We start from the raw sequence: 12,360 nt of genomic DNA, 5'->3' as shown, positions 1-12,360 counted from the left end.
CACTATAATCTTCATGCCCCAAGCCGGTAAAGAGACCTGAGAGTTTTGTGCGATGGATTGTTGAGTAAAGTTTGAGTAACTCCATCCAATCACATGCTTACGTAACCAATTTTTAAGCATGTGATGTTTATTCATAAGATGACTTGAACAATAGGGAAATTAGAAAGGGCTTTCAATGTTGAGGTTATTACAGATCTCAATCACAACAAGAGCGAGACTAGAGCGAATCATTTGTTGTCTGCGTTGAACTTGCAGTTGATAAAATTCTAAGTCGATTTCTCCTTCAACGTCTTGTAATTCGAATGGAGGAAGAGGTAACTGTTTAATGGCGTTTATTGTTGTGATTGCATTGGTGACTTTAGTGTCAGTAAATTCATGTTCTAAGCCATCGGCATTTAACTGATTTTTAAGTTTAATAATCGTTTCGATATCGTGAAATACGCTATCGCTTACCACACCAAGACCGTAGAGCAACTTTAACCTAACTTGAACATCACCTAGTGGACCTGAGTCATGCAATAAAGGTCCTACAACAGATTGAACAGCGAAGTTATCCTTGAGGAAAATACGTTGCATTAGGGATTCAACGGCTTCTGCGATGATTTCGCTGGCCGCGATAAAAAAGCCTCTTACTGACGGTGTAAGATTCAGTCTTTCAATTATTTCTGATTCGTTAATTTGTTTTACCATTTACGGATCTAGTTATCTTAACAGCGAGAGGGCACATTGTGCCCTCTAAAAAATGAATGACTAAAGCTGATTGTAGTTGGCTTCAACTTTCGCCACTTCTGTACTTTGAACATCCAGACCAGTGTACTTAGACAGCGTTTCTTTAACACCTACAGCTTGAATGGATTCTTGCAGTTCTACTGCTTGAGGGTCATCTGCGTTTGTATATTTTAAAGCTGCAGCGACACCGGACAATAGGGCATCATTTTCAGTGCCATACTCAATGGTACCCAGTAACGGCTTAATTAAACGGTCGTTAGCGCCCAATTTTCTTAGTGGTTGTCTGCCAACACGATCAACTTCATCAACTAAATATGGATTCGCAAAGCGGCCGAGAATTTTATCAATATACGCAGCATGTGCATTCCGATCAAAACCATAACGGCGAATTAATACTTCACCACTTTCTTGCATTGTTCGTTTCACTTGTGCGCAAATTATATCATTTTCAATCGCTTCTCGGATAGTTTTAAATCCATTTAGACAACCCAAATAAGCAGTGACACAGTGACCTGTATTCAAAGTGAATAATTTACGCTCGACAAAAGCCATTAAATTATCAGTCTTTTCCATTCCCGGTATATTAGGAATCTCACCCTTAAACTGGGTTTCATCAACGATCCATTCACTAAAACTTTCCACAGTGACGTCGAGAATATTGTCAGAAGCTTCGGCTGGCGGGACGATTCTGTCGACAGCTGAGTCAACAAACCCAATATATTTATTAGCTTTTTCTACTATTTCAGGTTTTAGATATTTAAATATTTCCTCTTTGAGGTGAGATGTACCTCTGACCATGTTTTCACACGCAATAATATTTAAAAATTTGGTATTGTTGTTTTCAAGACGTGTTTCAATACCATTAGCAATTGTTTTCGCAATAATATCAAGTACGTTAGGACCTACCGCTGTAGTAATAATATCCGTGGTAGTAATCTCTTTAATAATATCTTCACCAATAGAGCTAATTGCAGTGACATTAGTGACATCATGTAATTCACAATTTTCACCAACAACTTTAACTTGATATTGATTGTCTGCTTTTAACTTATTTACAACATCATTATTAACATCCGCAAATGTAACATGTATGCCTGCATCTGCTAATAATTTACCAATAAAGCCACGACCAATATTCCCTGCACCAAAATGAATTGCATTACTCATAATAATTTACCTAACTAAAATTTTAAATAAAGCGGGTCCTAAGGTCAGACTGGGGGAGACTGACCTTATTTAATAACGACTCAGGAGCTAATGAGAAAAGTTATGCTGCTTGATTACCCGCAAGAATTTCTAGCACATCACTGACACTTGTAGTGGATGTCAGCTTTTGTATGGCTTCATCATCATCAAGTGCATTGGTAATCATGGTAATTACCTGAATGTGTTCGTCATTTTTTGCCGCGATACCGATGACTAGTTTGGCAATGCCATCATCTTCATCGTTAAAACGGACGCCGTCAGGATATTGGCATATTACGATACCAGTCGTGATAACACTTTCTTTCGCTTCAATTGTGCCGTGAGGCACAGCAATGGATTCTCCAAGGTAAGTAGATACCATTTTTTCACGTTCAAACATGGCATCAACATAGGAAGGTTGTACATAACCAAGTTCAACCAGTTTATTCCCAGCAAAACGGATGGCTTCTTCTTTATCACTTGCTGAAAGACCAAGGCAGACGTTTTTTGCTTCAATTTTGAATACTGATGGTTGTTCAGTAGGTTGCGCTGCAGATTGTTCTACTGTGTTGGTAGAGTCTGATTCTTTACTTTGTAGTTGGTTCACTAGGTTGTCATATAACGATGCGTCGAGGAAGTTCGTTAATGATATATGCAGTGCATTTGGCACTTGGTGTCGAGCTCTATCTGTGAGGTCTTTGTGAGTGATAACAATATCGACATCATCAGGTAAGTTATTAATAGCAAGGTTTGTTACGCTAATGTCCATGCCTGCAGATTGCACTTTCTTACGCAGCATGCTTGCGCCCATCGCACTAGAGCCCATACCTGCATCACAGGCAACAATGATTTTTGCTACGCTTGCCAGGTCAGCAACGTTTACCGCGCCAGTTTGTGTTGATTGGCCTTTCGCTGTTGCTTTCATTCCTTTCATTTGCGCGTTTGCTTTTTCTAAGCTGTCTTCACCATCGTCTTCTTCTGTTTGTTTTTGTAATTTCATTAGAATCGAAGCCACAACAAACGATACAACGGTTGCGCCAGCAACAGCACATAGTACACCCACAACTGAATCTTTCGGTGTCATTAGTAATACGGCAAAGATAGAACCTGGTGAAGCTGGAGATACGAGACCTGCGTGGAACATCGTTAATGTAAATACACCGGTAATACCGCCGGCCATTGCCGCGAGTATGAGACGTGGGTTCATCAGGATGTAAGGGAAATAGATTTCGTGAATACCGCCAAAGAAGTGGATAATCGATGCCCCACCTGCTGTTTGACGTGCTGTGCCTTTACCAAAGACCATGTACGCTAACAAAATACCAAGACCAGGACCTGGGTTTGCTTCAATTAAGAAGAAAATGGATTCACCAACTTCTTTTGATTGCTGAATTCCGAGTGGTGTAAAGATACCGTGGTTAATGGCGTTATTTAAGAACAATACTTTAGCGGGTTCTACGAAGATCGACGTTAAAGGAAGTAGGTTAGCACTCACTAAAAAGTCAACGCCAGATGCTAGTGCGGTAGAAAGGGTTTTTACAAATGGACCAATCAGCATATAGGCGATTAGAGCACAGATCATGCCGATAATACCTGCTGAGAAGTTGTTGACTAGCATTTCAAAACCGCTTTTGACTTTTCCGTCTACGCGTTTATCAAATGCTTTAATAGCCCAACCACCGAAAGGACCGACAATCATCGCCCCTAAAAACATCGGAATATCTGAACCGACAATAACACCCATTGTTGTGATAGCACCAACCACGGCACCACGTTCGCCACCGACTAGTTTACCACCGGTATAACCAATAAGAAGTGGCAGTAAGTAAGTGATCATTGGTCCAACCAAACTTGCTAAATTGGCGTTTGGTATCCACCCTGTTGGTATGAAAAGAGCTGTGATAATACCCCACGCGATAAATGCGCCTATATTTGGCATTACCATATTTGACAAGAAGCGGCCAAAATTCTGTACCTTGACCTTAGCATCTGGTGATATCATAAGAGTCCCCGTTCGATATTCCGATGATTAATTGTTGTAGTAACGGTCCTGAGAAAACCGTCGATTGCTTAGTACCCAATCAATTTACCACACAATTTACATGTTGAATCTCGTTCGGGGTTTTTATGATCTAAGTCACTAATAATTTCATGAAAAGCTTTTTATTAGTGATAGTTATCATAATTTATACATGTAATATTCTTTCATTTTAGTTATTAATTTTTATTCAACCATTTTGTTATGTTTTAGATCACAAAATAGATACCTATAAATAGAAATTAATAGTGATAATGATCACATCTAAGATTCCATCAAATTAATGAAATATTACATAAGTGATCTTAATCACTATGAGTTATTTATTTTACGTTACGAAATAAAATGCTGATTTTGTGCTAGTTAGATTTGTAATTTTAAAACGTTAAATTCAATGAAATATTTCATATCAATCAAATTTCCTAATAAAGCCCGTCATTGGGGCATATTTACGCCTAGCTTGTGCTAGGTTAACGTTATTCTATGAATTAGTATGGTAATTTAAGCTCATATCCAAACACCGAGTTTAAGTAGGTCCTTCGGTGATTGAGTTTGACTTAGGCTCGTTAATGAAGCTCTGAATCCTGCACTTTGAGGTCATTTGGATATAAATATTCAGTGATAACAAACAAGTAGATACTATGAAAAAACAAGCAGTGATATTTGATATGGATGGCGTCATTATTGACTCAGAACCACTATGGCAACAAGCGCAGGATGCTGCGTTGTCACAATATGGTGTTAGCGTTACCCCTAAGCAGTGTGAAGATACCACCATGGGAATGCGTGTTGATGCTATTGCACAAACTTGGTGTGATTTGTTTAAACTCACTGTTGATCCAAAACAGTTGGAAGGGGAAATCATCGAACGTCTGGAAATGTTGATTGCAGAACAGGGACAACCGATGCAAGGCGTATATCAATTGCTTGATTACCTAACGTCCTTAAAGATGAAAATTGGCCTAGCGACGTCTTCGAATCAGAGTGTTATTGAAGCTGTGTTTAATAAGTTGGAATTGTGGGACTACTTTGATATTACGTGTAGTGCTGAACATGAAAAACATGGTAAACCAGCGCCTGACGTTTATTTAACCGCAGCGCAAAAGCTGGGGATCCCCGTTGATGAGTGTATTGTAATTGAAGATAGTTACAACGGTATGCTCGCAGCCAAAAATGCTCATATGACGACATTTGTTGTGTGTGAACAATGCCAAGCGGACAAGTTTATTGCCGGTGATGCGCATTTTTATCATCTTGATGAAGTCGTAAGTTATTGCCAAGAGCGTGAAGACAATCTGTTTTTGTAATTCATGGTTATTATGCCCTCACGTTAGAGGGCATATTTGAATGTTGACTATCCCGCTAACGAAGCCAGCAATTCATAAGAATACAATTTACTTGGTTGATCATAAATCATTGAGTTGACCATGATTTCATCTGCTTGAGTCCGTTCAATCAAGTGTGATAAACGAGCTTGGGCGGTTTCTGGTGAACCAACAATAGACTCGCGAAGTTGATTTTCTAAGTGATGCTTTTCATGAGGAAGCCACAAAGGCTCCATACTTTTGACCGGAGGCTTCTGTTTGGTTCGCTTGCCACGAATCATCCCTAAAAATTTCTGTTTTTCTGTTGTAGCGAGATATTGGGCCTCATCATCGGTATCGGCTAGGGTGATGTTGACACAGACCATAGCATAAGGTTTATCTAACACCTCTGACGGTGTGAACATTTTCCGATAAATTTCAAATGCTTTAAGCATAGCATCGGGAGCAAAATGCGCAGCAAAAGCGAATGGCAGACCTTTAATTGCCGCTAATCTGGCACTGTAAGTACTAGAACCTAACAGCCAGAGTGGTACGTGTGAATTAGCACCAGGATAAGCACTCACCGGTTGATTATCCGACACTGGACCCATAAAAAATTCTAATTCTTCTAATAGCTCGTCAAAATCGGGATCCATGCGTTCGGGGTCGCGGCGAAGCGCATGCATTGTTGGGTAATCCGTACCCGGCGCTCGACCTAAACCAAGATCTATCCGGTTAGGATAAAGTGCTTCTAGCGTACCGAATTGTTCAGCGATAACTAATGGAGCATGGTTGGGTAGCATAATACCGCCTGATCCGACACGAATGGTTTTGGTCTGAGAGGCAATATGACCAATGAGTACACTGGTTGCGGCGCTTGCGATGTCTGGCATGTTGTGATGTTCTGCTAACCAAAAACGCTGGTAGCCTAATTTTTCGGTATGTTGAGCAAGTTCTACTGAGCGCTGATAGGTTGCTCTGTGATCGGCTCCCTCGATAATAGGGGCGAGATCGAGCACTGAAAGTGGAGGTAAATTCATACGTCTACTTCTCCTTATTTTTATCCAACCAAATATTTTCAAAGTATTTGGTTATAAATGTAAATTTTTGATGGCATTAGTATGCCACTCCCTTTCCTTATGTAGAAAGTGAACGAATCAAAAATGACTATTGCAAATATCGAGATAATCTAAATATCTAAGCTGAGCACAAACGAAAAAACCACCAGAACACACGCGGTGATTGGTGGTAAGACATCAGGTCTTCAAGCTGATATTGAACCAGCAGTGGATTATTCCCTAACTGACAGAGAGTCTAGTCAAGGAAATAAAGGTTAAACCCAATCGGTGAGGATTGGGTTTGAAGACACATTATTTCAGCTGTGCAAGCAGGGCTTTAGCCACACCTTCTGAACTTGCTGGATTTTGGCCGGTAATCAACTTTCCATCTTCAACGATGAACGGTGCCCAATCAGGACCTTTTTGGTAATCAGCACCTAATGCGATGAATTCATCTTCAATTAGGAAAGGTACGACGTCAGTCAATTGAACACCGGCTTCTTCACCATTGGTAAATCCAGTAACTTTACGGCCTTTAATCAGAGCCTCACCACTAGCGGCTTTTACGTTACGTAATACGGCTGGCGCGTGACAAACGAAGCTGATAGGTTTTCCAGCACGTTCAAAGCTCTCGATTAAGTTAATCGATGTATCAAGATTAGTTAGATCCCAAAGAGGGCCATGGCCACCTGGATAGAAAACAGCATCGAAATCGGCTTGATTCACAGTGTCGAGTTTTACTGTATTCGCCAATGCTGCTTGCGCATCGGCATCATCTTTAAAGCGGTAAGTCAGCTCAGTTTGGAAATCAGGTAAATCACTTTTTGGATCAAGAGGAGGTTGCCCGCCTTTTGGTGAGGCTAAAACAAGTTCAGCTCCGGCATCTTTGAATGTGTAGTAAGGAGCGGCGAATTCTTCAAGCCAGAAGCCTGTTTTTTCGCCAGTGTTACCAAGTTCGTCGTGTGAAGTTAGGACCATTAAAATTTTCATAGTTGCCTCTTTTATCATCGTTGTTGAGCAATTGGGTTATCAAGGCGATAGTTTGATCGCCTAGTTGTCATTTGTTATGCGCTTAAAAATGCTTCTAATGCCGCTAGATTATCAGCATAGGGTGCACGTAAGCGTAGGTTAGATGCTCCGTCTTCGCTCTGCACAACCACTGGTTTTGCGTGAGTAAACTGACGGAAACCGTGAACGCCATGGTAGGCACCAATACCGGAGGCTCCTACGCCACCAAATGGCAGTTCGTCAATGGATGCATGAGTCATTACATCATTAATGACTAGGGCACCAGATGTTGTAAATTGGGCGAAACGATCTTGATTAACCGTATTGTTACTGAAGAAGTATGCAGCGAGAGGTCGATCGTGGTTATTGATATATTCTATCGCTTGGTCCAGTGCTTGATACGTTTTAACTGGCAGTAAAGGACCAAAAATTTCTTCTTGCATAATCGCCATATCATCGCTGGCATTCAGCACCAAATGAGGGGCTATTTTGCGAGTTTTGGCATCGTATGCTGGCTCATTTTCTGGGCCAAGGTTAATGATAGTCGCGCCTTTTTCTTGAGCATCGTCTAGCAAACCCACTAAACGTTGGAAGTGACGGTCACTGATTATCGCTGTGTAGTCTTCGTTAGTTTGAATACTAGCAAAGCTCTTTGCGACAAATGCTTGTGCCGCTTGAGCAAAAGCACTTTCATTTCCTTCAGGAATTAACATGTAATCTGGCGATAAACAAATTTGTCCTGAATTAAAGGTTTTAATTGTTAACGTGCGTTGTACGGCGGTTGCGAGGTCAAAATCTTGATCGACAACCACTGGGGATTTGCCACCAAGTTCGAGGGTAACCGGAACTAGGTTTTCAGCTGCAGCTCGCATCACATGTTTTCCAACCACAGTACTACCAGTAAAGACCAAATGATCAAAAGGTAGTGCGCTGAACTCGCGACCAACGTCGGCATCACCTAGCACGACTTCAAGTTCCATTGGGTCGAAATAACGACCAATCAAGTCCGCAAGTAATTCTGAGGTTTGTGGCGTTAGTTCTGATGGTTTTAACATTGCAGTGTTACCCGCCGCGAAAATGCTTGCCAAAGGACCAAAAGACAAGTTAATCGGAAAGTTCCAAGGACTAATGACCCCAATAACACCTAGTGGCTGTTGCTGAATCCATGCTTGGATACCACCTTCTAAGTCTTCGACATGCTCAGGTTTCATCCACTCACCGACATTGTCATGGGCATTTTGGAGCATTTTAATGGTGGTAACCATATCGGCAACCATCGATTGATATTGACTACGATGACCGAAGTCGGCGCTCATTGCAGCACAGATGTCAGTATAGTTTTCTTTAATCAAACGAATTGAACGTGCAAGACGGTCTTGTCGTGTTGCAAGATCGGCTGGGCCAGATTTGATATGAGCACGTTGCATTGATTTGAGAATAGAATGCAAATCTTGATTTGATTGTGATGTTGACATGTGATTCCTCCAATTAAAGGCTGACTGTCTTAATTCTAGAAATGAGCAAATCAGTGCTCATTATGCAGCGGTTATTTATGAGTAAGTCTGTTGCCGCTGTCGATGGGGTGTAGATTAAAGGAGCTGGCATAATTTGGCTAACAACGCTATTTTAGAAGGGGTATAAATTTATTTATGGGTTATCTATGTCTCTGATTAGGTTAAGAACATTTGTTGAAGTGTATCGGCAAAAGTCAATTAGCGCTGCCGCGAGAAACTTAAATCTCACTCAGCCAGCGGTCTCTCAGCATATTGCTGGACTCGAAGTGGCCGTTGGTCGGCGACTATTTACCCGAGAAACGGGCGGGGTGACCCCGACGACAGTTGCTGACGAATTAGCCAATGATATTGGTGACAAATTAGATGCTGTTGAAAGGGCGCTATCACAAGCTAGGGCACGATCGATGAATATGGATGGTGCATTGCAAGTTATTGGCCATACGGATTTTCTGGCGGAAGTAGTGTCACCCAATTTGTTGACTCTCCTTGAATCGGGTATCAAAGTGCGTATGCACGCTGGAGATGGGGATTTGATCCACAATATGCTGGTGGAAGGCCACTGTGATTTAGGCTTTACTGCTCACCCGATAACGGATAAGCGTTTGCGCAGTGAGACCATGATGACCGTTCCTGTTTATGCGGTGGCGTCGCCTAAAGTGGCACAGAGTATTAATCAGGCAAGTGAATTTACGACGGCTCTTATGAATGAACCAATGCTTACCTACAACTTAGAGATGTCTGTCATGGATACTTGGCTTATCAAGAATAAAGTGAGCCCTGAGCAAGCGGCACCTTCTGTGGTCAGTCAAGATTTACGAGCATTACGGCAATTACTATTGCAAGGGTTTGGCTGGACAGTACTACCGGATTTTCTTTGTTGTGAATTGCTGCATAGTGGTGAATTAGAGAGAATTGAAGCGCCAATTGGTAATACACAGCTCACCTATTATATGGCATGGGCACCAAGTGCATTACGTCAGCCTCGCATTGCTCACGCAAGGCAAACTTTGCTATGGAGTTTGAAACCTATAATTGAATCAGACAAGGCTAATACAGTGAAATAATAGTATTACTTAGTAATTTGATATGGTAATTATTGGTTTAATCAATAATTAAAAGGAACACACCATGGGATGGTTAACAAAAATCGCTAAATTAGGGGTAATGATACTCGCAGTGACATTGTCGGTGTTTGCACATGCTGATCGTTTGGATGATATCCAGCAGCGTGGTTATTTGCTAGTGGGTACAACTGGCGACTATAAGCCATTTTCTTACTACGATGGTAAGAATTACTCAGGCTATGATATCGATGTCGCAAAATATATGGCTAAGCAGCTGAATGTGGATATTCGTTTTGTAAAAACCACATGGAAGGGATTGATCCCCGATTTGCAGCAGGGCAAGTTTGATATCGCGATGGGAGGCATTACGCGCCGTATTGATCGTCAACTCGCAGCAGAACAAACTCAAGGTTACATGACCTTTGGTAAATTGTTTTTGGTTCAACGGGGCCAAGCGCACTTATATAACACGTTAGCTAAAGTGAATAATCCAAAAGTTCGAGTCGGCGTTAATATTGGTGGTACTAACGAAAAATTTGCTGACCAGTATCTAAATAAAGCCACGTTAGTTAAGTTTGAAGATAATCTTGCTGTGCCTAAAGCCGTATTGGCTGGGAAAGTGGATTTGATGGTTACTGAAACGCCTGAAGCTCTCTATTATCAAACAACCAATCCGAAATTTGGTGTGGTTAGGAAAAACAATCCGTTTACCAAAAGCCAATTTACGTATTTGATTGGTAAAGGTGAACAGAGATTACTGAACACGGTTAACTTTTTGATGGATGACATGCGTTTACAAGGTATTGATCAGCAAATGATGCAGAATAATCATCTTGCTATACCCAAATACATTCTCGCTGAAACAACATCTTGAGGATACTTGGGTATAAATAGCCTTTCCAAAAACGAAAATGCAGGAGAGGGCGCCTGCATTTTTGTCTTACTATGAACACATAGCGTGTCTAAAAGATTTAATAATCGGTTTCAAATGCACCTAAATCAGGGGCCGCGCCGTTGTAGTCATAACCAACGTAGACTCCTGCATCAATTAGGTCACTGCCTTCTTTCAATCGAGCTGTTTTGATCACGGGGAGAGAACCATCAGATTGGCGGTCATACATGAGCTCTGATTCCTTCAAACGGACGAAATCCTTCGAAGTCACGGTGACATCAAGATCAAAGTAGTTATAAGCCAGATCGTTTTCTGTCTCATCACCAAGGTTGATCACTTCATTGTAGCCACCATAACCTAAGTTGTTACGCATATAGTGCCCGTAACCATCGACATCAGTATCATTGTCGTCTTCAGTGGAAAGCATATTGTAGTTGGCACTTTGATTATAAATAGCGGTGTTGTTGATCCAATTTTGCCCGCCGATATGATGGTTAGCATAAAAACCTGCAGAACGATTATGTACCGCCAGGTTATTCAATATGGTGTGTCGAGGTATCACACTGGGTGGTGTGCTCCCATCACTACCATAGCCTCCTGCTTTAAACCCGTTACCATCGCCAAGAGCATTCATATCCTCGTCATAGCCGTTATAAAATGCCCAGCTATTTTTAATAGTTACAGCTGCGTATGCATTGATTAAGTCAAAACCGTCATCACTATTAAACCATGCTCGGCAGCTATCAATTACATTACCTGTGCCAGAAGACGAACGGGGATGGACACCGAAACCATCGATATTGCCGTAAGAATAACTATTCAATCCGATATTATTGTAAGCATCGACGTTATACACATAGTTGTCACTGCCGGCGACTAAATACCAGCCGATAGCCATGCCATCATGAATGGCTAAGTTTTCAAAGCGGTTGCTGTTACCGTGATTAACCATGAATGCTTCTGATTGAGTATGTTCATCATCTATGGTTATTTGCACACCGACGACATCGAAACCTTTAAATACACAGTTATCTGCTCTTACCATAAAAGCTGTATTTCTATATCCATCAGGTGTGACATTAGAAAAGTCAAAAATAGGATGTTCGTCGCCATAATTAATATAGGTAATATTATCTTTAGTTATATTGTTTACAATCGCGCGTACGCTTTGATATTGGGTGATGTTTGAGTCATCCAAATAATAGGTACCTCCTCGAATATAAACCGTATCTCCTGAAGAAGCGGCATCTTGAGCTGCCATAATCGTTTTCAACGGGGAAGATAACGTGCCAGAGTTACTGTCTGAACCCGATGGAGAAATATAAAAGTCTTGGGCATAAACAGCGGATGAACATGCTAATAGACATAAAAGTGAAATAACTTTTATTTTCATGGGTTTGTTCCAATATTTAAATTGTGAATATTCCAATTATCTAATGAAATAGATGATTTGGCCGTGAGTTTGGATTGATTAATTCCAATAATAACATGTACTATTTTTATACTATTTACTATGGTGCAATATGAAATATTTTTTATTATGGATCTTTATCACGTAATATTGATAG

10 protein-coding genes are annotated in these 12,360 nt (G+C 41.0%); 3 read left to right on the top strand and 7 right to left on the bottom strand.

Annotated features, from left to right (window positions below; genetic code table 11):
* Positions 1–159: 159 nt before the first annotated feature.
* The 3 genes from F9817_RS19660 to F9817_RS19650 form a co-directional block, all read right to left on the bottom strand.
* A complete protein-coding gene (locus tag F9817_RS19660; RefSeq protein WP_161157874.1) occupies positions 160–690 on the bottom strand; it encodes an MltR family transcriptional regulator in 531 nt (176 codons plus the stop codon).
* 60 nt (positions 691–750) lie between these two features.
* Positions 751–1,896: a mannitol-1-phosphate 5-dehydrogenase gene (locus tag F9817_RS19655; protein ID WP_161157873.1), complete on the bottom strand. Its 1,146-nt coding sequence runs from the start codon at positions 1,894–1,896 to the stop codon at positions 751–753.
* A gap of 100 nt (positions 1,897–1,996) precedes the next feature.
* Entirely contained in the window at positions 1,997–3,859 is a 1,863-nt protein-coding gene (locus F9817_RS19650; protein WP_408063544.1) for a PTS mannitol transporter subunit IICBA, read from the bottom strand.
* Positions 3,860–4,593: 734 nt separating this feature from the next.
* Here F9817_RS19650 and hxpB point away from each other — a divergent pair.
* Positions 4,594–5,259: a hexitol phosphatase HxpB gene (gene hxpB, locus F9817_RS19645; protein WP_161157871.1), complete on the top strand. Its 666-nt coding sequence runs from the start codon at positions 4,594–4,596 to the stop codon at positions 5,257–5,259.
* 47 nt (positions 5,260–5,306) lie between these two features.
* On the opposite strand, the gene F9817_RS19640 is transcribed toward hxpB, so the two are convergent.
* From F9817_RS19640 to F9817_RS19630, 3 genes are all read right to left on the bottom strand, one after another.
* On the bottom strand, positions 5,307–6,296 hold the full coding sequence (locus F9817_RS19640) for an LLM class flavin-dependent oxidoreductase (protein WP_161157870.1): 990 nt from the start codon (positions 6,294–6,296) through the stop codon (positions 5,307–5,309).
* Positions 6,297–6,626: 330 nt separating this feature from the next.
* The gene (locus F9817_RS19635; RefSeq protein ID WP_161157869.1) at positions 6,627–7,304 is read right to left on the bottom strand and encodes a type 1 glutamine amidotransferase domain-containing protein; all 678 of its coding nucleotides are present in this window, start codon (positions 7,302–7,304) and stop codon (positions 6,627–6,629) included.
* A 74-nt stretch (positions 7,305–7,378) separates the two neighbouring features.
* Entirely contained in the window at positions 7,379–8,797 is a 1,419-nt protein-coding gene (locus F9817_RS19630) for a coniferyl aldehyde dehydrogenase (protein WP_161157868.1), read from the bottom strand.
* A 185-nt stretch (positions 8,798–8,982) separates the two neighbouring features.
* Between F9817_RS19630 and F9817_RS19625 the strand changes: the two genes are divergently transcribed.
* The gene (locus tag F9817_RS19625; protein ID WP_161157867.1) at positions 8,983–9,900 is read left to right on the top strand and encodes a LysR family transcriptional regulator; all 918 of its coding nucleotides are present in this window, start codon (positions 8,983–8,985) and stop codon (positions 9,898–9,900) included.
* A gap of 64 nt (positions 9,901–9,964) precedes the next feature.
* A complete protein-coding gene (locus F9817_RS19620) occupies positions 9,965–10,774 on the top strand; it encodes a transporter substrate-binding domain-containing protein (protein ID WP_161157866.1) in 810 nt (269 codons plus the stop codon).
* 97 nt (positions 10,775–10,871) lie between these two features.
* Here F9817_RS19620 and F9817_RS19615 read toward each other — a convergent pair whose 3' ends face one another.
* Positions 10,872–12,185: a right-handed parallel beta-helix repeat-containing protein gene (locus tag F9817_RS19615; protein WP_161157865.1), complete on the bottom strand. Its 1,314-nt coding sequence runs from the start codon at positions 12,183–12,185 to the stop codon at positions 10,872–10,874.
* Positions 12,186–12,360: the final 175 nt, after the last annotated feature.

The sequence above is a fragment of the Vibrio eleionomae genome, assembly GCF_009874545.1.
GTDB classification, from domain to species: Bacteria; Pseudomonadota; Gammaproteobacteria; order Enterobacterales; family Vibrionaceae; genus Vibrio; species Vibrio nitrifigilis.
This window is presented reverse-complemented; position numbering and strand designations above follow the sequence as displayed.